This is a genomic window from Deltaproteobacteria bacterium PRO3, assembly GCA_030263375.1.
In the GTDB taxonomy this organism is placed as follows: Bacteria; UBA10199; UBA10199; order DSSB01; family DSSB01; genus DSSB01.
This window is the reverse complement of the sequence record SZOV01000061.1, coordinates 1-20,176: the sequence shown is the minus strand read 5'-3', so window position 1 is coordinate 20,176 and position 20,176 is coordinate 1. Positions and strand designations below refer to the sequence as shown.

22 protein-coding genes are annotated in these 20,176 nt (G+C 63.6%); 3 read left to right on the top strand and 19 right to left on the bottom strand.

What is annotated here, in order from left to right:
• Positions 1-141 precede the first annotated feature (141 nt).
• Entirely contained in the window at positions 142-741 is a 600-nt protein-coding gene (locus FBR05_10300; GenBank protein MDL1872587.1) for a phosphatase PAP2 family protein, read from the bottom strand.
• The gene (locus FBR05_10295; protein ID MDL1872586.1) at positions 742-2,232 is read right to left on the bottom strand and encodes a leucyl aminopeptidase; all 1,491 of its coding nucleotides are present in this window, start codon (positions 2,230-2,232) and stop codon (positions 742-744) included.
• Positions 2,233-2,248: 16 nt separating this feature from the next.
• Between FBR05_10295 and FBR05_10290 the strand changes: the two genes are divergently transcribed.
• Positions 2,249-3,082 carry a 2-(1,2-epoxy-1,2-dihydrophenyl)acetyl-CoA isomerase gene (locus FBR05_10290; protein ID MDL1872585.1) on the top strand — a complete coding sequence of 278 codons (834 nt, stop codon included), beginning with the start codon at positions 2,249-2,251 and terminating at the stop codon, positions 3,080-3,082.
• Positions 3,083-3,182: 100 nt separating this feature from the next.
• Here the strand turns inward: FBR05_10290 and FBR05_10285 are convergent, their stop codons facing one another.
• Genes FBR05_10285 through FBR05_10265 form a run of 5 tightly spaced genes read right to left on the bottom strand, consistent with a single transcriptional unit; the run spans position 3,183 to position 7,438 of the window.
• Positions 3,183-4,286 carry an ABC transporter ATP-binding protein gene (locus FBR05_10285; protein ID MDL1872584.1) on the bottom strand — a complete coding sequence of 368 codons (1,104 nt, stop codon included), beginning with the start codon at positions 4,284-4,286 and terminating at the stop codon, positions 3,183-3,185.
• A 10-nt stretch (positions 4,287-4,296) separates the two neighbouring features.
• Positions 4,297-5,247 (bottom strand): sulfate ABC transporter permease subunit, encoded by a 951-nt coding sequence (locus FBR05_10280; GenBank protein MDL1872583.1) that lies wholly within the window; start codon positions 5,245-5,247, stop codon positions 4,297-4,299.
• A complete protein-coding gene (cysT, locus tag FBR05_10275) occupies positions 5,114-5,956 on the bottom strand; it encodes a sulfate ABC transporter permease subunit CysT (protein MDL1872582.1) in 843 nt (280 codons plus the stop codon). Before cysT ends, FBR05_10280 begins: the two co-directional genes overlap by 134 nt.
• Entirely contained in the window at positions 5,953-6,990 is a 1,038-nt protein-coding gene (locus tag FBR05_10270; protein ID MDL1872581.1) for a sulfate ABC transporter substrate-binding protein, read from the bottom strand. The genes cysT and FBR05_10270 overlap by 4 nt, the downstream gene beginning before the upstream one ends.
• Positions 6,980-7,438: an Rrf2 family transcriptional regulator gene (locus tag FBR05_10265; GenBank protein MDL1872580.1), complete on the bottom strand. Its 459-nt coding sequence runs from the start codon at positions 7,436-7,438 to the stop codon at positions 6,980-6,982. The genes FBR05_10270 and FBR05_10265 overlap by 11 nt, the downstream gene beginning before the upstream one ends.
• Positions 7,439-7,701: 263 nt before the next feature.
• Here FBR05_10265 and FBR05_10260 point away from each other — a divergent pair, with 263 nt between their 5' ends.
• Positions 7,702-8,040: a P-II family nitrogen regulator gene (locus tag FBR05_10260; protein ID MDL1872579.1), complete on the top strand. Its 339-nt coding sequence runs from the start codon at positions 7,702-7,704 to the stop codon at positions 8,038-8,040.
• Positions 8,041-8,100: 60 nt separating this feature from the next.
• On the opposite strand, the gene FBR05_10255 is transcribed toward FBR05_10260, so the two are convergent.
• The 3 genes from FBR05_10255 to acnA all read right to left on the bottom strand — a co-directional run bounded on the left by FBR05_10255 (position 8,101) and on the right by acnA (position 13,084).
• Complete coding sequence (locus FBR05_10255) at positions 8,101-8,664, bottom strand: hypothetical protein (GenBank protein ID MDL1872578.1); 564 nt, start codon at positions 8,662-8,664, stop codon at positions 8,101-8,103.
• Between the two features lie 199 nt (positions 8,665-8,863).
• A complete protein-coding gene (locus FBR05_10250; protein MDL1872577.1) occupies positions 8,864-10,255 on the bottom strand; it encodes a hypothetical protein in 1,392 nt (463 codons plus the stop codon).
• Between the two features lie 27 nt (positions 10,256-10,282).
• Entirely contained in the window at positions 10,283-13,084 is a 2,802-nt protein-coding gene (acnA, locus tag FBR05_10245; GenBank protein ID MDL1872576.1) for an aconitate hydratase AcnA, read from the bottom strand.
• 87 nt (positions 13,085-13,171) lie between these two features.
• Between acnA and FBR05_10240 the strand changes: the two genes are divergently transcribed.
• Positions 13,172-14,107, top strand: coding sequence for a class I SAM-dependent rRNA methyltransferase (locus tag FBR05_10240; protein MDL1872575.1), 936 nt, complete (start codon positions 13,172-13,174; stop codon positions 14,105-14,107).
• A gap of 44 nt (positions 14,108-14,151) precedes the next feature.
• On the opposite strand, the gene FBR05_10235 is transcribed toward FBR05_10240, so the two are convergent.
• From FBR05_10235 to FBR05_10195, 9 genes are all read right to left on the bottom strand, one after another.
• Entirely contained in the window at positions 14,152-14,403 is a 252-nt protein-coding gene (locus FBR05_10235) for a hypothetical protein (protein ID MDL1872574.1), read from the bottom strand.
• Positions 14,404-14,417: 14 nt separating this feature from the next.
• Entirely contained in the window at positions 14,418-15,575 is a 1,158-nt protein-coding gene (locus FBR05_10230; GenBank protein MDL1872573.1) for a deoxyguanosinetriphosphate triphosphohydrolase, read from the bottom strand.
• Positions 15,576-15,584: 9 nt separating this feature from the next.
• Positions 15,585-16,325 carry a 7-carboxy-7-deazaguanine synthase QueE gene (locus tag FBR05_10225; protein ID MDL1872572.1) on the bottom strand — a complete coding sequence of 247 codons (741 nt, stop codon included), beginning with the start codon at positions 16,323-16,325 and terminating at the stop codon, positions 15,585-15,587.
• Complete coding sequence (locus FBR05_10220; protein ID MDL1872571.1) at positions 16,322-16,876, bottom strand: DUF366 family protein; 555 nt, start codon at positions 16,874-16,876, stop codon at positions 16,322-16,324. Before FBR05_10220 ends, FBR05_10225 begins: the two co-directional genes overlap by 4 nt.
• Positions 16,877-16,878: 2 nt before the next feature.
• Entirely contained in the window at positions 16,879-17,571 is a 693-nt protein-coding gene (gene queC, locus FBR05_10215) for a 7-cyano-7-deazaguanine synthase QueC (protein MDL1872570.1), read from the bottom strand.
• Positions 17,572-17,574: 3 nt separating this feature from the next.
• Entirely contained in the window at positions 17,575-17,946 is a 372-nt protein-coding gene (locus FBR05_10210) for a 6-carboxytetrahydropterin synthase (protein ID MDL1872569.1), read from the bottom strand.
• A 356-nt stretch (positions 17,947-18,302) separates the two neighbouring features.
• Positions 18,303-18,875, bottom strand: a complete 573-nt coding sequence (locus tag FBR05_10205; protein ID MDL1872568.1) for a hypothetical protein — start codon at positions 18,873-18,875, stop codon at positions 18,303-18,305.
• Positions 18,876-19,083: 208 nt separating this feature from the next.
• Positions 19,084-19,281, bottom strand: coding sequence for a twin-arginine translocase TatA/TatE family subunit (gene tatA, locus FBR05_10200; protein MDL1872567.1), 198 nt, complete (start codon positions 19,279-19,281; stop codon positions 19,084-19,086).
• The gene (locus FBR05_10195; protein MDL1872566.1) at positions 19,269-19,736 is read right to left on the bottom strand and encodes a hypothetical protein; all 468 of its coding nucleotides are present in this window, start codon (positions 19,734-19,736) and stop codon (positions 19,269-19,271) included. The genes tatA and FBR05_10195 overlap by 13 nt, the downstream gene beginning before the upstream one ends.
• Between the last annotated feature and the right edge of the window lie 440 nt (positions 19,737-20,176).

The following is a 20,176-nucleotide window of genomic DNA, read 5'->3' as shown; positions in this document are numbered from 1 at the left end:
GATTCCCTTGTTTGTGACTTAATTTAGGCTCTTTTCAAGATACAAGGGGGACAGGCCGTGTCTCCGCTGGGACATATCGCCCCCGGCTAGGGGCGGACGCGGCAAATCTCCCCCGTCACGGTCGGAGTGAAAAATTCTCTGCTAAAGGCGGAAGACATCGCGACGTAGCGAAGAAAGCACAGCCAGTCCCACGGCGGTGTAGAGAGAGCCAAGAACGACGTCGCTGGGATAATGAACCCCTAAGTAAACGCGCGAAAAGCAGATCAACAATATCGCCGCCAGGCAAAAAATCGAAACAATGGAACGTGAGAAAACTCCGGGAAGAAGGCGCCAAAGAAAGATCCAAAGAACGCCGAACATGAAGACCGCATTGGAGGCGTGTCCGCTGGGCATACTGAAGGTCGTCAGCGCCTCGATCCCGTCGGGAGGTCGCGGCCGCGCGATGGCGATCTTAAGAAAGGGTCCGGAGAGCTTGAGCAGCCCGACGCCCACCAGATACCAAGCGGCCGTGGCGAAACGCCGGCGCAGCAGAAAGTAAAGGGTCGGCAGAATTAGAGCGACCAAAAATCCGTAGGTGCTGCCGATATCGGTCACGACCCGGAAGAAGTCATTCAAAGCCGGAGTGCGCAGGGAGGCGACCGCTAGGATCGCGCCTTGGTCCCAGGCCACGATCCAAGGCACCCGCGGCACCGCGAAACAGGCCGCGATCAACAGCAAAAACAGGATGAGACGTCGCGCCATCTAAAATTTGGAGAAGAGGCGCAGAAAGGTTCGCACCATGATCCCGGTGCCTCCCTTCGGCGCATAGGCCCAGGGCTTGTTGGCCCAGGAAGGCCCGGCGATGTCGAGATGCACCCACTTGGCCTTTTCGGCGACGAAGTTCTTCAAGAAGAGCGCTCCGTTGATGGTGCCGCCGTAGGGGCCGCCGATGTTTTGGATGTCGGCCACCTGGCTCTTCATCTCCTCGGCGTATTCCTCGGCGAGCGGCAGCTCCCAGATCTTCTCGCCGCACTCCTCGCCGCAGTCCTTCAACTTCTTCACGAGCTCCGGATCGGTACCCAAGGCCGCCGAGTAAAGGTCGCCCAAGGCCACCAAGGCCGCGCCCGTCAGCGTCGCCACGTCGATGATGTAGTCGACCTTGCGGTGTTTGGTCAGGTAGCTCAGGGCGTCGGCCAGCGCCAGGCGGCCCTCCGCGTCGGTGTTGAGGACCTCTATAGTCTTGCCATTGTACGCCTTCACCACGTCGCCCGGCCGCTGCGCGCCGCCGTCGGGCATGTTTTCGGCGGAGGCCACGTAGCCGTAGACCTCGACCGGGAGCTTCAGCGCCGGCAGCAACTTCATCACCGCCAGGATCGTCGCCGCCCCGGACATATCGTCCTTCATCGTCTCCATGCTCTTGGCCGGCTTGAGCGAGAGCCCGCCGCTGTCGAAGGTGATGCCCTTACCGACGATCGCGACGCGCTTTTTGACGCGGCCCCGCGGGCGGTAATGCATCTCGACAAAGACTGGGGGATTGGGAGAACCCATGCCGACGCCGTAGAGCGCCCCCATGCCGAGACGTTGCAGCTGGCGGTGGTTAAATACTTTGGTGCGAACGCCGCGGATCCTCTTCGCCTCGCGGCCCAGAAATTCGGGCGGCTTGTCGCGGGCCGGCGTGTTGACCAGGTCGCGGGCGTAATTTACGCCTTGGGCGATGTGCTCGCCGACCTTGTGCCCGGCCAGGAAGGCCTTCGCCGCCTTGGCGTCTCCTAGAACGTAGCGCAGCTCGCGGAGTTTCCCGTCCTTCTCCTTCTTGCTTTTGTATTTCTCGAAGCGATACAGCCCGAGCACGACGCCCTCGGCATAGGCTTGCCCGGCCTCCTGCGCGGAGGTCTTCTTGTCGAGCGCCAGCGGCAGCAGCGAGACCATTTTTTGGACCTTCATGCGGTCGGCGGTCTGGGCCGACTTGGCCGCGGCTTTGCGCAGGGTCTCGAGATTCAATTTTTTCGCGGCACCCAACCCCATGAACAGGACGTAATCGAAGGGCAACTTGCCCTGCGCGGCGAAGGCGCGCGAGTCGCCGACCTCTCCCTTGAACTCTTCTTTTTTGAGCAGCTTCAGCGGCGTCGGCCCCAACTTTTTCAGCAGGGCCTGGATCGCGGGATGGGCAAGCGGTTTTTCATCGAGATAAGGCAGGACCAACAGGTCGCCGGAGCCCGTGGAAGAAGGTCGACTTTCGACGGAAAATTTCATAGCAAGACACACTCCTATGGAAAAACGACGGTTTAATTCCAAGACTATAGCAGAGGCCCCGATGAAGGACCAAATGATTCTCGAAGAAACTCAAGGGCATTGCCGCACGCTCACCCTCAACCGCCCCGAGGCGAAGAACGCCTTTAATTTCGAGTTGGCCGCCGCGATCCCGGCGGCCCTGACGCGGGCGGCCAAAGATCGAAAATTGCGCGTCATTATTTTGCGCGGGGCCGGCGGCGCCTTCTCCGCGGGCGGGGACATCAAGCTCTTCCAAAAAAACCTCAAGACCAGCGCCCAGGCCTTCCGCAAGATCAGCGGGCATCTCAACCGCGCAATCCGCACCATCGCCGCAATGCCGCAGCTGGTGATCGCCGCCGTCCAAGGCCCGGCCTATGCGGCGGGCTTCGGGCTCGCCCTCTCCTGCGACCTGACCGTCGCCTCGCACCTGGCGAGGCTCTCGCCCTCTTTCGTCAACATCGCCTTGGCCCCCAACGCGGGCTCCACTTATTTTTTGCCGCGCATCATCGGCCCCAAACGGGCCCTCGAGGCCTTTCTGACCGGCCGGGTCTGGGCGGCACCCGAGGCCCATGCCCTGGGCCTCCTCAACCATGTTTGGCCCGAGGAGAGCTTCGAGTCCGAGCTCGCCGCCTACGTCGCCGACCTGACCTCCCGGCCCACCCGGACACTGACGCGGATCAAGCGCGTCGTCGCCGCCTCGCTAAAAAATCCCCTGGCAAGGCAGCTGGAATTGGAAAAGCGCGAGATCGCGGCCTCGTCGCTCAGCCGGGATTTCGCGGAGGGCGTGAACTCCTTCGTCGACAAGCGAAAGCCCGTGTTTAGGGGGCTGTAGGGACGAACCTCGCGTTCGTGCCGCGGCCGTTGATTGCGATGTCTTGGGGTTTTTGCCGCCTCCGTAGGGACCGCAGAAATGCTATATTCTCCGACACCGCTCAAATCTCATAATCCGCAAACACCAACTTCTTCATCCCCTTCCCCGCGCGCAGGTTCACGTAGTGAAACTCCTCGATCTGGTAGGAGATGGCCGCGCCTTCCGCCAGCTTCTCGTTGTAGAAGACGTGCTCGGGGATGATCGCGATGAAGCGGAAGCCGTGCTCCGCCTCGATCTCCAGCTTGATGCTGACGCCCAAGAAGGACCGGCGCACGATGCGGGCGTGCATCGCGTAGGCGTTGCTCGCGCCGGAGATGTAGATGTCCTGGGGGCGGAAGAAGACGCGGATGCGGTCGCCCTCCGCCAAGCCGTTCCCGCCGTTGCCGGGGAAGCTGTAGGGGCCGATGGAGAGCTTGCCGTCCTTGACCACCGCGTCGTGGATGTTCATCAATCCGACGAAGTTGGCGACGAACTCGGTGGCCGGGCGCTTGTAGATCTCCTCGGGCGTCCCGCCCTGCTCGATGACGCCCTGGTTCATGACGTAGATGTGGTCGCAGATCTCCAAGGCCTCTTCCTGGTCGTGGGTGACGAAGAGGCTGGTGACGTGCATCTCGTCGTGCAGGGTGCGCAGCCACTCGCGCAGTTCCTTGCGGATCTTGGCGTCGATGGCGCCGAAGGGCTCGTCGAGCAGCAGGACCTTCGGCCTCGGGGCGAGGGCCCGGGCCAGGGCCACGCGCTGGCGCTGCCCGCCGGAAAGCTGGTGCGGATAGCGGCGTCCCAGGTCCTTCAAGCCCAGCAATTCCAGCAGCTCCGACACCCGCCCTTTGATCTCCGCCCGCGGCGCGCCCTGAACCTGAAGGCCGAAGGCGATGTTCTGGAAGACCGTCAACTGCTTGAACAAGGCGTAGTTCTGGAAGACGAAGCCCACGCCTCGCTTCTGCGTCGCAAGCCGCGTCACGTTCTCGCCGCCGAGGAAGATCTCTCCCGAATCCGGCTGCTCGAGGCCCGCGATCATGCGCAGGATGGTGCTCTTCCCCGAGCCGCTGGGGCCCAGCAGGGCGACCAGCGCCCCCTCTTCCACCTTGAAGCTGACGTCGCGCACCGCCGCAAAGTCGGTCTTCTGGCTTTGAAAGGTCTTGGTGAGATTTTTGACGACGACGCCCATGACTGTTTCCTCAAACGTTGCTTCGCTTCTTGAACCATTCCATGCCGAGCAGCAGCAGGAAGGAAAATCCGATCAGGATCAACGAGGCCGCATAGGCCCCGCCGAACATCCGCTCCTCCATCGCCCGGTACACGTAGATCGTCGCGGTCTCGGTCGAGCCGCTGACGCCGGCGCCGACCACCAGCACCGCCCCGAATTCTCCCAAGGCCCGGGCCAGCGTCAGCGAGACGCCGTAGAGCAGCCCCCACCGGATCCCGGGCAGGGTGATCCTCCAAAAGATCTTCCAGCCGCCGGCGCCCAGGGTGCGCGCGGCCTCCTCCTGCTCGGTCCCGATCTCCTCGAGGACGGGCATCACTTCGCGCACCACGAAGGGAAAGGTCACGAACAGCGTCGCGACCAGCATCCCCGGCCAGGCGAAGACCCACGAAATGCCGGTCCACTCGGCCAGGCCCTGCAGCCAGCCGGATTTTCCGAAGAGCAGGATGAGCATGTAGCCCACCACCACCGGCGAGACCGCGAAGGGCAGGTCGAGGATCGCGTTGATCAGGGCCCGGCCGCGGAAGCGCTGCCGGACCATCACGTAGGCCACCAGGGTGCCGAAGACGCCGTTGAACAGGACCGCGCCGAGGCTGAGCAGCACGGTGAGTGCGAAGGCGTGGGCCACCTCGGACTGCCACAGCTCCTCGGCGATGCGGCTCGCGCCGATCTCGACCGTGTGGCGGATCAGCGTGAAGATCGGCAGGCCCAGCAGCCAAAGCAGGTAGGCCGCGACGGCGGTGATCAGGCCGTACTTCACCCAGGGATTCTGGCGATGCTCTGGATGGGACTTAGCCACGGCCCCTCCCCTTCCGGCGTTGCAGCCAATCGACGACGAGGACCAGGGTGAAGGAGCAGGCGAGCAGGACGATGGACATCGCGCTGGCGCCCAGCCGGTTCTCGGACTCGATCTCGCCCCAGACATAGACGGCGGCGGTCTGGCTGCGCAGCGGCAGGTTGCCGGCCACCACGACGATCGAGCCGAACTCGCCCAAGGCCCGGGCGAAGCTGAGCAGGACGCCGCTTAAGAGCGCCGGGCGGATCGCGGGAAAGACCACGCGCCAGAAGGTACGCCAAGACGAGGCGCCCAGGGTCGCGGCGGCCTCTTCCTCGGCGAAGTCCAGCTCCTCCAAGACCGGCTGCACGCTGCGCACCACGATGGGGTAGTTGACGAAGAGCAGCGCGAGGACGATGGCGGGCGGCGCGAAGAGGATCTTCCAGTCAAAGTGTTGGTAGAAAAAACCTCCCAACAGGTCGCGCGGCCCGTAGAGGATGACCAGCATGACGCCCGTCACCAGGGTCGGGATGGCGAAGGGCAGGTCCACGACGGCGTTGAGCAGGGATTTTCCGAAGAAGCGGTAGCGCACCAGGACATAGGCGGTGAGCGTGCCGATCACGCCGTTGACCGCCGCCATCAGGGCCGAGGTCCAGAGCGTCAGCTTCAAGGCCGCCCAGGCGGTGGGGCGGAAGATGTTGGAGAAGAAAACCCCCGGCCCCTCGCGAAAGCCGTCCTGGACGAGGGCCGCCAAGGGCAGGAGCAACAGGAAGGCCAAGTAGCTCAGCGCGACGGCGCGCAGGCCCCAGCCCTTCACGTCCCAGCTGCGCAAGGTCGGCATGGAAGCGGTCGCGCTCATTTTTGCACCGTCCTCTCTCGCTCCGAAAGCCGCACGAAGAGCCCTTCCTTGCCGAAAAACTCCGGCACCGCCTTCGCCCAGCCGCCGAAGGCCGCGATGGTGAAGAGGTCCGAGGGATCGCGGAACTCCTTCGCCGTCTCCCGCTGCGCCTCCGGATTCACGGGGCGGAAACCCCACTTCGCAAAGACCCGCTGGGCCGCGGGCGAGAAGAGGTAGTCGCGATAGGCCTCGGCCAGGGCGCGGTTGCCGTGGCGCTCGATGTTCTTGTCGACCAAGGCGACGGGATTCTCGATCAGGATCGTCGAGGCGGGCAGGACCATCTCATAGGGGTAGCCCAGGCTCTGCGCCACGCCGACCTTGATCTCGTTCTCGTAGCTCAAGGCCACGTCGCCCAGCCCCTTTTCGAAGGTCAGGATGGACTCGCGCGCCCCCTTGTCCATGGCGATGACGCGCTTGAGCAGGGCCGCCAGGTAGGCCGCCCCGCCCTCGCTTCCCGCCGGAAAGCCCGCAACATGGCCGCGCTCGGCGGCGCCGTAGGCCGCGAGGATGTTCCACATCGCGCCGCCGCTGGTGCGGGGGTTGGGAGAGAGGACCTCGACGTCGGGACGCGCCAAGTCGGCCCAGTCCCGGATGCCCTTGGGATTGCCGGCGCGCACCGCGAAGGCGACCAGCGAGCGCGTCAGGATGCCGGCGTTCGGCGCCTCCCGCCAGGGATGGGTGATCAGGCCGGCCTTGACGATGCGCTCGACGTCCGGCTCGAGCGAGAGGACGACGACGTCCGCCGGAAAGCCGTCGACCACCGCGCGCGACTGGGCGCCCGAGCCCAGGTAGGACTCGCGGATCTCGATCGCCTCGCCGTGGCGCTCGCGCCACAGCTTCTTGAAGTCCCGGTGGATCTCGCGGAAGGCCTCGCGCGGCGTCGTGTAGGCGCCGAGCGTCAAGGTTCGGCTCTCGGGAACCCCTTGCGAGGCGCAGGCGCTCGCCGCCACCGCCGCACAGGCGGCCGTCAGGATGTGTCGCAGCTTAAATTTCATAGTAGAGGGGCGGCTCGGGGCTGGCTTGGATCAATCCCAGGGTTTTTACTTTGATGTCCTCGAAGCTGGTGCGGTCGACGATCCTCGAGACGGCGTCGCGGACCTCGCGAAACACGGAATTCAGGCCGCAGCGGCCCTCGAAGTCGCAGTAGGTCTTGGCGGTCTCGCTCACGCAGCCGATGGGGGCGATGGGGCCCTCGATGAAGCGGATCACCTCCCCCATCGAGATCTTGGCCGGAGGACGGGCCAGGGCGTAGCCGCCGCCGGGTCCCTTCTTGCTGCGGACGAAGCCGCCCCGCTTGAGCTGCAAAAGGATGCGCTCGAGGAATTTTTTCGGGATGTCCTGGCGGCGGCTGATGTCCTCGATCTTCACGGCCTGGCGGCCGTAAAAAAAAGAGAGGTCCAGGATGGTCTTCAGGGCATAGTCGCCTTTATAAGTGATCTTCATGGGCGGCTCCAAAAGTCGACCGATGCAGTAGACTATTTGGAAATCAGGGTCAATCCGAAATCGCAGCCCCTCAGATAAGCTGAAAAGTAAGGCAATGCCTAAATTTATAGCAAAACAGGCACGCGATCATTCGACGATATTTTAATAAAATTAAATAATTTCAATTAGTTATATTTAAGAAGGCTTGGAATCCGGATTGCATTCCCAAGGCCTAAAGCCCGACCCCTCTGATCTCTTCACGGCCAAGGCCAGGAAGGTGTCCCATGAAGAAAATCGAAGCCATCATCAAACCCTTCAAGCTCGACGAGGTGAAAGAGGCCCTGCAAGGCATCGGCATCCAGGGCATGACCCTCTCCGAGGTCAAGGGCTTCGGCCGGCAAAAGGGCCACACCGAGCTCTACCGCGGGGCGGAATACAAGGTGGACTTCCTCCCCAAGATCCAACTCGAGGTCGTGGTCAGCGACGCGGACGCCCCCAAGGTGCTCGAGACCATCCAGAAGACCGCATCCACCGGCAAGATCGGGGACGGCAAGATCTTCGTCAGCAACGTCGAAGAGGTGATCCGCATCCGCACCGGCGAGACCGGCTCCAACGCGATTTAAGCCTTTCTCCCCAGGACGAAAAAAATCCCCCGCTCCCGGTAGGATGGGTCGTGGGGATTTTTATTTTTCCTTGATGGGTCGGTTCGCCTTCGTCCAGGTGGGAAATTCCGGCGGCGGGCTGAATTCCTTCGGCATCACCAGTCCCTCCAAGTCCGCCGGTACCTTGCCCGCCCAACAGACCTCGAGGATGCCCTTCATGCCCACGCCCTCCAAGGCGGTCCCCTTTAAAAGCGGATCCGTGGCGGCGAGGCCGACCTGGAAACGGTAGGCGTTGAGCTTGCCCAGCTTGAGATCCAGCGCGGGCACCGCCTTCTCCCACTCCGCCGTGAGCTCGGCCTGCTTGGGACAGGCGGTGAGCAGCATCTTGGTCCAGGGCGCCATCCGCATCGAGTCGTCGAACTTCTTGAGGGCGATGGCCTCCATCCAGACGAAGTGGCTGCGGATGGGGGCCTTCAGGGACTGAACGAAGGCGTCGTCCACCTTGTGCTTCGCGAGGGCGGCGTCGAGCTCGTCACCCTTTTTCTCGGCGACGATCTCCTCGGGCGATTTTTTCGCCTTGCCCGTCTGGGGTGCGGTTTTCTTGGGCGGTCCGAAATAGATCGCCGTGCGGTGGATAGGGGTCATGGTGCCTCCTGGGGTTGTTGCGGAGTGCCGGGGTGGCCAGTCGGAATGGGGGGAAATCACCGCGTTTTGCGGTCCAAGGAGGAGTGCGTCCGTGCCCCGAGCCCTACTATGAAGATTTCGGCGCTACTTAAAAATAGTTGTGCCACAGCCCGTCGCGCCTTCGCCGGCGCTTAGGAAAAAAGGAGCCGAGCGAGGGCCCTTAAGGCCCCGACTTGGGCACATCGGTCGACGGCCGCTCGGTGGGCGAAGTGGTGGATGCGGAGCCTGGCCGCGCCTCGGGCCGCTCTTGGGGCGCAGCAGCCTGACCGGGCGTGGCCGTCGAAGGCCTTGCCTCCGGGGCGCTCGGCGCCGGAGCCGCCTGGCCGGTCGAAGGCCGCGGCTGGGCAGTGTCCGGGGCCTGGGCGCCAGAGGGCTGCGCGGGACGCTGGGAACCCTCCCCGGCGGGAGCTGTTCCGGCGCCTCCCAGCGGCGCCAGCGTTTCACCCGTCCCGGAGCTGGGGCCGGGGGCTGCCTCGACCTTGCTGAAATCGACCAGTTGATTGAGCAGGCGCAGCTCGATCAGGCCGTGGGAGAGGTTCCACCAGTCGACCATGTCGCGGTTCGGCTTGGCGGCGAGGGCCTGAACCTTCGAGTCCACCGCGTCGCGATACGCGGGGCCAACGCTCTGCTTTTCGATCTTGAATTGGAACTGCTCGACCGGCACCGCCTGAAATTGGGGAGCCGCTATCATCAAGGGGGATTGCAGGACGAAGTTCCTGCCGCCCACGTTGTAGCTAATCACGCGGGCCAGCAGTAAAGGGGCTTGGGCGATTTTGACGCGCGGAACCGCCTTGGAAACCTTGGCGGTCGGAGCGCCGGGCTTGGCCTTGACCGCCGGCTGTCCCTGAGCCTGTGCCTGGCGCAGCAACATCGACCGCAAACTCGCGGAGGTAGCTTGCGGTCCGGGCGTCGGCATGGGCGTCGGGGCCGGAGGCCGCACGACGGCCAACAGCTCCTGCATCATCGCCTCGGCATGAGGCATCTCGTCGGAGGGCTTGACGCCCATCACGTTTTCGACACCGAGGCGGCGGAAATTATCCTCGAGGAGCCGTTGCACCTGGGCCCAATCGACGATGGCCTGGCTGACCAACAGCGAGACGTCCTCGGCCTCGGGATCTTTCGGCGCGATATTGATGTCGAACTTCCCGACCGTCGGCTTCATCATGTCGACCACGCGATTGGTCGTCATCATGGCGCGGAGGTATTGGATGCGGAATTCGGCGTCGATATCCCAAAACAGGCTGACGAAGCGGGAAAAATCCTCGGCGGATATCTCTTTGACCCCCAGCTTGTCGACGATCCCAAACTTGCTCGCCGAAGCCTTGAGGCTGCCCTCGGGGACGCGCAGCAGCTTTTCGGTTTCGATGATTTTATCCGCGAGATTTTGGGCCGCTTCCTCCGCGCTGGGCGTGGGCGTCGCCTCGCAGACCGGACAGGCCGGGCAGACCGGGGCCGGGGGGGCGTCTTCCTGCCCGCCTCCGCAGGCGGTCAGGGAAAAGAGGGCTAGAGTGAATAGGACGTTGCGAAGCCGGCGCGGCGTAGCCGAAACCATGGTTCCTCCGATTTGGAAAAGGAGTGCTTAAGCGGCCAACAATTGGCGCAGGACGTACTGCAAAATCCCGCCGTGGCGATAGTATTCGATCTCGTCCGGCGTGTCGATTCTTAAGGTGACCTGGAAGGATTTTTCGCCCCCCTCGCCCTTGGCCACGACCTTGAGCTTTTGGAAAGGCTTCAGGCCGCCCGCGATGCCGTCGATCGTCACCTGCTCGCGCCCGGTCAACCCGAGAGAGGACCAACTCTGCCCCTCCTCGAACTGCAGAGGAAGCACCCCCATGCCGACCAAGTTACTGCGGTGGATGCGCTCGAAGCTCTCGGCGATCACCGCGCGCACGCCCAAGAGGTAGGTGCCCTTGGCCGCCCAATCTCGGGAGGATCCGGTGCCGTATTCCTTGCCGGCGAAGACCACCAGTGGCACGCCTTCCCGCTTGTATTTCATCGCCGCGTCGTAGATCGACATCTGTTCCCCGTCGGGGAGATGCGCGGTCACGCCGCCCTCGGTCCCCGGCAGCATCAGGTTTTTCAGGCGGATATTGGCGAAGGTCCCGCGCATCATCACCTCGTGGTTGCCGCGGCGCGCGCCGTAGGAGTTGAAGTCCTCCGGCTTGACGCCGAGCGATTGCAGGTATTTCCCCGCGGGCGAGCTGGGCTTGATCGAGCCGGCCGGCGAGATGTGGTCGGTAGTGACCGAATCGCCCAGCAGGGCGAGGATGCGCGCTCCTTTCAAGTCCCGGATCGGCGCGGGCTGCTTGGGCATCCCCTCGAAATAAGGCGGATGCTTGACGTAGGTCGAATCGGGGTCCCACTGGAAGGTCTCGCCCTTCGGCACCTGGAGGTTTTGCCAATTGGGATCGCCCCTGAAGACGTCGGAGTAGGACTGGCCGTACATCTCGGCCTGGATCGAGGCGCGGATCGCGGCGTCGATCTCCTGCCGGCTCGGCCAAATATCCTTCAGGAAGACGTCCTTCCCCTGCGGGTCCTTGCCAATCGGCTCGGCGTAGAGATCGATGTCCATGCGCCCGGCCAGGGCATAGGCCACCACGAGGGGCGGCGAGGCCAGGTAGTTGAAGCGCACCAGCGGGTTGATGCGACCCTCGAAGTTGCGGTTGCCCGAGAGCACCGCCGAGGCGACCAAGTCCTCCCGCTCGATCGCGGCGGCGACCGGCTCGGGCAGCGGCCCGCTGTTGCCGATGCAGGTGGTGCAGCCGTAGCCGACCACGTGGAAGCCCAGCTTGTCGAGGGCGGGCATGAGACCGGCCTTTTTAAGATATTCGGTGACGACCAGCGAGCCGGGGGCCAGGCTGGTCTTGACCCAGGGCTTGGAGCTTAGACCCCGCTCCACCGCCTTCTTGGCGAGGAGACCGGCCGCCAGCATGACGGAGGGATTGGAGGTGTTGGTGCAGCTCGTGATCGCGGCGATCACGACCGCGCCTTGCTCCAAGTGCGAGCAATCGCCGCCGCCGTGCTCGACCTTCGCGCACTTGCCGATCTCGCCCAGCTCGGCGCGCGCCGCGTCCTGGTGCGCGCACTGGGTCTGCGAGCCGCCCTCGGAGAGCCAGGTCTCGAGGCGCTTGGGGTCGACCTTCTCGAGCTTGCCCTTCAGCATCTCGCGCAGGGCCTCGCGGAACATCTTTTTGGATTGCCGCAGCGGCACTCGGTCTTGCGGGCGCTTGGGACCGGCGAGCGAGGGCTCGACGGTAGCCAGGTCGAGCTCGAGGGTGTCGGAAAAAACGGGATCCGGCGTGGCGTCGGTGCGGAACAGGCCCTGCTCTTGCGAATACGCTCGCACCAAGTCGACCAGGTGCGCGCGGCCGCTCAGCTCGAGGTAGCGCAGGGCCTCCTCGTCGACGGGGAAGAAACCGATGGTCGCGCCGTACTCCGGCGCCATGTTGGCCAAGGTCGCGCGGTCGGGCAGGCTTAGATTGGAGAGGCCCGGGCCGTAGAACTCGACGAACTTCCCGACCACGCCCTTCTTGCGCAGCATCTGCGTGACGGTGAGCACCAGGTCTGTCGCGGTCGCTCCCTCGGGCAGCTTGCCGCTCAGCTTGAAACCCACCACCTGCGGGATCAGCATCGAGATGGGCTGGCCCAACATGGCCGCCTCGGCCTCGATGCCGCCCACGCCCCAGCCGACGACGCCCAGGCCGTTGATCATGGTCGTGTGCGAGTCGGTGCCGACCAGGGTGTCGGGGTAGGCGAAGGCCTCGCCGTCGCAGGCCTGTCCGATCTTCAGCGAGAAGACCACCGGCGCGAGGTATTCGAGGTTGACCTGGTGGACAATGCCGGTGTCGGGCGGGACGACGCGGAAATTCTCAAAGGCCCCCTGCCCCCAGCGCAGGAAGCGGTAGCGCTCTTGGTTGCGCTGGAATTCGAGGTCCGCGTTGACCTTCGCCGCGTCGGGCCGGCCGAAGGCGTCGACCTGCACTGAGTGGTCGATGACCAGGTCCATCGGCTGCAGGGGGTTGATCTTTTTCGGATCTCCGCCCATCTTTTGAATGGCCTCTCGCATGGCGGCCAGGTCGACGACGACGGGAACGCCGGTGAAGTCTTGCAACAGGACCCGCGCGGGGCGGAAGGCGATTTCTTGGGTCGGGACGGCCTGCGGGTCCCACTTCACGAGGGCCTCGACGTGCTCTTTTTTCACGGAGTTGTCGTCCTCGAAGCGCAGGAGGTTCTCGAGCAGGACCTTCAAGGAAAAGGGCAAGCGGTCCACCTGGGGAAATTTCGCCGCCAGGGACTTGAGGCTGAAAATCTGGTATTTTTGTCCGGCGACCGAGAGGGCCTGCCGGGTGCCGAAACTGTTGCGGGATTGAGGCGCTTTCATAGCATATTCCTTGAGTGAGAGAGCGGATTCCGGTTGAAAAGCAGCCCCGATTTATCGGATCAAAACCCGGATAGCAAGGAGCTTTCTTTGGCGGATTTTCCTCAAATTCACGCGGCTTGGCAACGCCGCCGCGCCCTGGTTCGGGAGCAGAGGCTCGACGCCTGGCGGCTGGTCCATGGGGCGGCCGACGGGATGGAGGGCTTAAGCGTCGACGATTACCGCGGGCGCTACCTGATCACCGTCGAAGCCGAGGCCTGGCTGGAGGACCGCGCCGGCCTGGAGGCAGCGTTGGCCGAGGTGCAGGAGGAGCTGCGCCCCGCCTTCGCGCCGAAATTCTACTGGGTGGCGAACCTCCCGAAGCAACGGGGCGCCCTGCCCGGCGAGGAGATCGACCGCTTCGAGGTCGTCGAGGACGGCTCCCGCTTCGAGGTGCACCTGGGCGAGGGCCCGCACACCGGGCTCTTCCTCGACCAAAGGGAGAACCGCCGCGAGGTCTGTAAGCTCGCCAAGGGCCGGCGCTGCCTCAACCTGTTTTGCCATACGGGTGCCTTCACGGTGGCGGCCTTGCAAGGCGGAGCCTCCGAGGCGGTGTCCGTCGATCTTTCAAAAAACTACCTGGCCTGGCTGGAGCGAAATTTGGAACTGAACGAGCTGGAGGACCGGCCCCACCGCTCCGTCGCCTCGGACGCCGCGGCCTACCTGGAGCGAGCGGCCCGGGGAGGGGAAGTCTTCGACCTCGTGATCCTCGATCCCCCGACCTTCGGCAGAGGCAAGGGTTCGACCTTCTCGACGATTCGAGACTACGGTCGCCTGCTCGCGGCCTGCCTTCAGATCTTGAGCCCCACCGGGCGGATATTGGCCTGCCTCAACACGCGGAAGGTCGCCGCCGAGGAGTTTCGCGATTTCCTCAAGGAGGCCGCGAAGACCGCGCGTCGCAAGGTGCTGCGGCGACCCGCCCCGCCGCCCGATTTTCCGGAAACCGCCGGCGCACCGGGGGCGCTCAAGGCCTATTGGATCGCCTGATCAGAACAGGGGCTGAACCGTAAAAAACGGCTCTTCGAGGCCGCTCAAGAGAGCGCCGTGCAGTGGTCGATCTTGAACAGCGGCAAAAACACCCAGCGCCGGGGCGGCGCCAGCTTCTGCCTGCGCTCGTTGTAGAGTTCGCTCCACTCGACGGTGAGCCCGGCCTCGGAGACGTCCAGGACCGTGCCGACGATGCGCGTGACGGCTTCTTCGCGGGTCTTGTGCGGGCCCTCGCCCTCGTGGACCTCGATTAAGATCGGGGTATTGAGGGAGATTTCGACTTTGTTGCCTTTCATGGGGTACTTCCTTTTTACACCCGCGCATGCGGATCGTACAACTTTTGATGCTCGTCCAGCGCGAAGCGATCTGTCATCCCCGCCACGTAGTCGCAGATCGCCCGCATCGGGTCGTCGCTGCCGGCGCGCTCGAAGACCCAGGGCGGGAGGATCTTCGGGTTGTGCGTATAGGCGCGGAACAGGTCGCGCAGGATGCGCTCGGCCTTGTCCGCCATCCGCTCGACACGATAGTGCCGATAGAGGTTTTTGAAAAGGAACTTCTTGAGTTCGGCGTTCTTGCCGCGCAGCTGCTCGCTGTAGCCCACCAATTGACGCGGGGCCCTGCGCACGTCTTCCACGGTTTGGATCTTTAAATTTTCGATCCCGGCCATCGTGTGCTCGACCAAGTCGGTGACGAGGCGGTTGATCAGGCGCCGGATCGTCTCGTGCACCTTCACCTTGAGGCGCGCCTCCGGCAGCTCGGCCTCGACGCGCTCGAAGAGCTCCTGCCAGATCTCCACTTCGCGCAGCTGGGCCAGGGTGATCATGCCGGAGCGCAGCCCGTCGTCCAGGTCGTGGTTGTTGTAGGCGATCTCGTCGCTCAAGTTGGCGATCTGCGCCTCCAGACTGGGCTGGCCCTCGCGGTGGAAGCCGCGGCCGTCCGGGAGGTCGTAGTCGGTGAAGTGCTTGGAGATGCCCTCCAGGACCTCGAAGCTCAGGTTCAGGCCCGGGAAACGCGGGTAGCGGTCTTCCAAGACCGTCACGATGCGCAGCGACTGGCGGTTGTGCTCGAAGCCGCCCTTGTCCTTCATCAGGTCGTTCATCACGTCCTGGCCGGAGTGGCCGAAGGGCGGGTGGCCCAAGTCGTGGGCCAGGCAGATCCCCTCCGCCAGGTCTTCGTTGAGCCTGAGCATTCGCGCGATGCTGCGGGAGATCTGCGCGACCTCCAGGCTGTGCGTAAGCCGCGTGCGGTAGTGGTCGCCCTCGTGGTTGACGAAGACCTGGGTCTTATACTCGAGGCGGCGGAAGGCCTTGCTGTGGACGATGCGGTCGCGGTCGCGCTGAAAGCGGGTGCGGTAGGGGTGTTCGTCCTGCGGGTACTCGCGGCCCATCGAACGGGCGCAGTGGCTGGCGTAGGTTGCCAGGGTCTTCTCTTCCCAAGCCTCCAGTTCTTGACGCGTTTGCAGCGACATGGGCACCTCCTACAAAAGGCCCAGGATGGGGTGGACCTGGGGAATGACGCGGACGTCTTCCAGGTGTTGCTTGGAGAAACGGTACAGCTCTTTCAAGCGCTCCTCGGGGATCCGCTCGCGGACCTCGCCCGCCGGCGTCACCGGCTGCAGGATGAAGGGGACCCCGGGCGCCTCGGCCTCGACCAGGGCAATGGCCTCCTTGAGCTCGCCTAAGTCGGTGGGGTTGGAGACCACGACCTTGACGTAGACCTCTTTGGCGCGGGCGAGGCGCAGAAACTCGGCGTGCTCCTTCCAGTAGGGCCGCATCCCGGTGACCGAGGGGAGCTTGATGTCCATGCTGACGATGTCGACGAAGTCGAGCACCTTGGCCAGGGCCGCGGGCAGGACGCCGTTGGTCTCGAGCAGGACGGGGGAACTCCAACGCAGTCGCGGCAGCCAGGCGGCGAGGAAGTCGGCCTGCTGAAGCGGCTCTCCGCCGGTGAGGCTGAGGGCTTGGCCGGCGAAGGGTTTCAGCAGGTCGATGAGCAGCGCCCCGTCGACGGGATTGGGGAAATACCGAAATTGCCCGCTCTGCGGCGGGGCCTCGACGCGAAACCGGGCATGGCGCTCGAAGGAGGCCGGCGTGTCGCAGAAACGGCAGGAGAGCGCGCAGTCCTGGAAGCGCAGGAAGGCCATCGGCTCCCCGACATGGGGGCCTTCACCTTGGAAGCTGGAGAAGATCTCGATCAAGTTGGTCTGCATCGGTTTCAATCCACGGGCCTTACCTTGTAGCTGGCCTTGAGAACGCCCTCGTATTCCTCCCGAAAGCGCTCCAAGCAAATCTTAGCGAAGGCCGCGGCGTCAACCCCTAAATCGGCCAGGCCCAGGGCCGGGACCGGCGCGCCCTCCCCGGTGACGTTGAGCCCCAGGTGGATCAGGGTGGAGACCGGCGAGGCGGCGGCGATGGAGACGCTGAGCTTGCGCTCGCCGAGATAGAGGTCGTCTCCCCGGCGAATCAACCCGGCGGCACCCCGGGCCCGCAGCTCCTCGGCGACCACCGCGACCATCAGGCGCTGAAAGGCGGCGGCCCCGCGCAGGTCGAGGACGAAGCTCTCCCACAGGAAGTGCAGCATGTGCCGGCTGTAGATCGGCGCATTGCGCCGGACGTCCTCGAGGTCGACCAGGGCCTCGAGCTTGACCTCGCAGGGCCCCAGGAAGGCGACGACGCTGTCGCCCAAGAGGCCGAAGCCCCGGTAGGCGAAATGGCTGGTCAGCTGGGTGCCGTCGTAGGTCAGTTCGGTCTCGGAAAAATGGGTCAGCACCGTCAACTCCCGAATCGTTCCTGCATCTGCGGCCAAATCCCGGCCTTCTCGTAGGCCCGCATCGAGCGCAGGCAGGACTCGCAGCGGCCGCACTGGCGCTTTTGGCCGCGGTAACAACTGTAGACCTCGCCGAAGGGCGCGTCCAACGAAAGGCCCAGCCGGACGATCTCGGTCTTGTTGAGGCCGATCGTCGGGACGAAGAGGCGGGGCCGGCTTAGGGTGGAGAGCTCGAGGCAGCGCTCGACGCGGTCGACGAAGTTGGCGCTGTTATCGGGGAAGGTCGCGGCCTCTTCGGCGTTGAAGCCGACCACGATCTCGGAAAAGCCCTCGCCCTCGGCGACGCAGGCGGCGATGTTCAAAAACAGCCCGTTGCGGTTGGGGACCCAGACATCCTGCGCGGATTTCTCCGCCTCGCTGCGGTCGTCGAGCTTGGCCATCTTGATCTGGGGGATGACCTTGTCGTTCATGACGAGGGCCGTCTTGGTGACCTCTTCCAAAAACGGAAGTTTGATGACGCGGCATTTGGCCCCGAGGCGCTTGGCGATCTGCTTGGCCGCCTCGACCTCCCGCTTGGCCGCGCGTTGCCCGTAATCGAAGACCAGCGCGACGCCGACCGGCCCTTCTTTCCGCGCGGCATAGGCGGCGACGGTCGAGTCGAGTCCCCCGGAGAGCAGTGCAACGAAGCTGCGGGCCATGGTTCAAGCCTCCGCGTAGCTGGCGGCGCAGTCGTCGGTCTCCCAGACGGTGACCTTCATGACGCGCGCGACGGGGTGCTGGATCTTGCCCTTCATCTTTTGGAAGAGCCAATAGGCCACCACCTCGGCGGAGGGATTGCGGCCCTCCAGCTTCAGGTTTTCGTTGAGATAGGTGTAGTCGATCTCTTTGAGGAAGGCCTGGAGCTCTTTCTTGACCTCGAGGAAGTCGATCAGGACCTCGATGCGATCCAGGTCCTTCCCGGCCAGCCGCACCTCGACCTTCCAGTTGTGCCCGTGCAGCGGCTCCCACTCCCCGTCATAAAGCTTGAGGCGGTGGGCGGCGACAAAGGGTTGGGTGATGATGACCTCGTACATAGCCCCTCCCTCCTAACTCCCCCCGGCAAGCGCGTCCAGCGGGATTAGGGGGCTTAGACAGAGTCCCTCTTCAATAGGAATCTTTGAAACAACGGCAATGAAACCCGGAACCGACCCTGCGGAGGTAGAGAGCGGGGAGCCGGGCCTATACCCCTGAACGGGTTTTGGAGAGCCCTTCACCTTAAAGCATCCAATAGTAAGGGCCCTACAACCTTCGGCCCGACCGGCTCGAGGTCGGGCCGAAAGAGTGAAGGGGTATAGGCCCGGCTCCCCGCTCTCGGCAAGAACACCCAACGACGCAAAAAAAAAGAGGCCGCAAAGATGCAGCCTCTTAAGAATCCAAGTCTCAATAAGCGCTAAGCCGACTTCTGGTAATCCTTAAGCTTCCGCTCCAAAGTCGCCATCTTCTTGCGCAAGGCCCGCAACTCCGCCTTCACCTGCGGGATGCGCGAGGCCGCCGCATTGCTGCCGCCGAAGGGAATGCGCACCTTCTCTTCGACCTTACGCTGCAGCTCGTCGACGGTCTTGTGCGCGCGGTGCAGGATGTCCTTGAAGAAGGCCCCGCCGTCCTCGAACTCGTCCTTGATCTTGTCGATGACCTTCTCGGTCTGATCCTTGACGCTGGAGACCGGGCTGCCGATGGTCTTTTGGAAGAACTCGGCGATGGACTCGCCGCCCGACTGGATGATGTTCTTGAGCGTCGCGAGCGGCAGCAGGCTCTTTTTCTTCTTCTCTTCCTCGAAGATGATCTGCGTCAAAGTCACGGTGGTGAGGTCTTCGCCGCTGCGGTTGTCGACGATCTTCACGTCCTCGCCCTGCTTCACCATTTGCCCGATCTCGTCGAGCGTGACGTAGCAGCTGTTCTGCGTGTCGTAGAGCTTGCGGTTTTGGTAGCGTTTCACGATGCGAACGGAGCGGTCTTTTTCCATGGTGTCCTCTCGGATGTTTTGACGCGTTCATGACGCGCTTGGCGGGTCTCGTTTGGATGTCTTACCCGAAAGGGGCCACTCTCACAAAACCCAAAGCGCGTCAATTTTTCCCGTGGGCCCCAAAGGAAAGTATGGGACAAATCTCGCGGTGTGTCAAAGTCGATTCGCCGGAGGGGTGTTTTTATGGAAAAAACGGCGGCGGGAGGGATTATTTCGGCTCGGGCGGCTCTTTGGACTCCGGGGCGCCCTCTTCCTCGCCCTTCACGGCCTTGCGGAAGTTGCGGATCCCTTTCCCCAGGCCGCTGCCGATCTGGGGGATCTTGCCGGCGCCGAAGATGATCAGGATGATCACGAACAAGAGAATCAGCTCGGGGGGGCCGAGGCCGAAGATGGCTAAGGGGTACATGGGGGGTCCTCGTCTTTCAGGTAGAAATTATGACTGAAATAGCCGGGGGTCAAGGAGCTTGGGTCCCGGAGATGAAAATACAGCAATATCCCGCTGACGTAGTAGATGGGCAAAAAAAGGATCAGAAAGGGGATCAGGACCAGCTCGGAGGCCCCCAACAGCTTCAGGGCGAAGGCCAGGGCAAGGATATAAGATGCCGGGACGAGGTTTTTGTGAAGGTGCAGCCGTATCCCCAACTTGGCCGGCCGGCCGTCGGGTCCCCGGCGCTCCGGATACCAGGGGATCCAGTTGAGCAGGTTCAGGACCCACCAAGTGGCCATCAGGAAATAGCTGCTGAAGCCCAAGGCCGCCTCGCCGCGCCAGGCCCGCCACAATAGCAGCCCCATCTCGACGGCCGCGAGGGCGTTCATGAAGCGCACCATGAAGCTGGAGCGGTTGAAGAAGAACTTCAGCATGGGGCCCCTTCCCTAAGCCGGATTGCTCCGAGGGGTCAAGGCGGGGCAAAAAATAATGGCCCCGGCTTTGTGAGCCGGGGCCATCCTGAAGTGTCGACCTCCCCGAAAAGGAGGGTTTTGGTTAGTAACCCAGATAAACCCGCGGTTGGCGCGGGTAGAAAATTTGTGGCTGCGGATTGACCACCGTATGGCTCATGCGTCCCGCGGCCGAGGCGCCCGAGCCGTAAATATTGTCGTACTGGTAAAGATAATCGTTACTGCCCGTCCTCGGCAAGAACAAAGGTTCGACCACCACCGGTTGGGGGCCATAATAATAAGGGTTGCCGTAGTAAGGACCGCCCACGTAGGGGTTTCCCCCGACCACCACCGTCCTGGCCTCCGCCCCGGAGAGGCAGATCACGCCCATCAGGAGGACCGCCACGGACGCCGTTCGCAGCCAA

Excerpts from the sequence above, each read along its gene's own strand:
- FBR05_10300 (MDL1872587.1), bottom strand. The coding sequence starts at position 741 with ATGGCGCGACGTCTCATCCTGTTTTTGCTGTTGATCGCGGCCTGTTTC.
- FBR05_10195 (MDL1872566.1), bottom strand. The coding sequence starts at position 19,736 with ATGCTGAAGTTCTTCTTCAACCGCTCCAGCTTCATGGTGCGCTTCATG.
- FBR05_10230 (MDL1872573.1), bottom strand. The coding sequence starts at position 15,575 with ATGTCGCTGCAAACGCGTCAAGAACTGGAGGCTTGGGAAGAGAAGACC.
- FBR05_10270 (MDL1872581.1), bottom strand. The coding sequence starts at position 6,990 with ATGAAATTTAAGCTGCGACACATCCTGACGGCCGCCTGTGCGGCGGTG.
- FBR05_10250 (MDL1872577.1), bottom strand. The coding sequence starts at position 10,255 with ATGGTTTCGGCTACGCCGCGCCGGCTTCGCAACGTCCTATTCACTCTA.
- FBR05_10255 (MDL1872578.1), bottom strand. The coding sequence starts at position 8,664 with ATGACCCCTATCCACCGCACGGCGATCTATTTCGGACCGCCCAAGAAA.
- FBR05_10285 (MDL1872584.1), bottom strand. The coding sequence starts at position 4,286 with ATGGGCGTCGTCGTCAAAAATCTCACCAAGACCTTTCAAAGCCAGAAG.
- acnA (MDL1872576.1), bottom strand. The coding sequence starts at position 13,084 with ATGAAAGCGCCTCAATCCCGCAACAGTTTCGGCACCCGGCAGGCCCTC.
- FBR05_10210 (MDL1872569.1), bottom strand. The coding sequence starts at position 17,946 with ATGTACGAGGTCATCATCACCCAACCCTTTGTCGCCGCCCACCGCCTC.
- queC (MDL1872570.1), bottom strand. The coding sequence starts at position 17,571 with ATGGCCCGCAGCTTCGTTGCACTGCTCTCCGGGGGACTCGACTCGACC.
- FBR05_10295 (MDL1872586.1), bottom strand. The coding sequence starts at position 2,232 with ATGAAATTTTCCGTCGAAAGTCGACCTTCTTCCACGGGCTCCGGCGAC.
- FBR05_10280 (MDL1872583.1), bottom strand. The coding sequence starts at position 5,247 with ATGTCTGGGGCGAGATCGAGTCCGAGAACCGGCTGGGCGCCAGCGCGA.
- tatA (MDL1872567.1), bottom strand. The coding sequence starts at position 19,281 with ATGTACCCCTTAGCCATCTTCGGCCTCGGCCCCCCCGAGCTGATTCTC.
- FBR05_10205 (MDL1872568.1), bottom strand. The coding sequence starts at position 18,875 with ATGGAAAAAGACCGCTCCGTTCGCATCGTGAAACGCTACCAAAACCGC.
- FBR05_10235 (MDL1872574.1), bottom strand. The coding sequence starts at position 14,403 with ATGAAAGGCAACAAAGTCGAAATCTCCCTCAATACCCCGATCTTAATC.
- cysT (MDL1872582.1), bottom strand. The coding sequence starts at position 5,956 with ATGAGCGCGACCGCTTCCATGCCGACCTTGCGCAGCTGGGACGTGAAG.
- FBR05_10265 (MDL1872580.1), bottom strand. The coding sequence starts at position 7,438 with ATGAAGATCACTTATAAAGGCGACTATGCCCTGAAGACCATCCTGGAC.
- FBR05_10290 (MDL1872585.1), top strand. The coding sequence starts at position 2,249 with ATGGAAAAACGACGGTTTAATTCCAAGACTATAGCAGAGGCCCCGATG.
- FBR05_10260 (MDL1872579.1), top strand. The coding sequence starts at position 7,702 with ATGAAGAAAATCGAAGCCATCATCAAACCCTTCAAGCTCGACGAGGTG.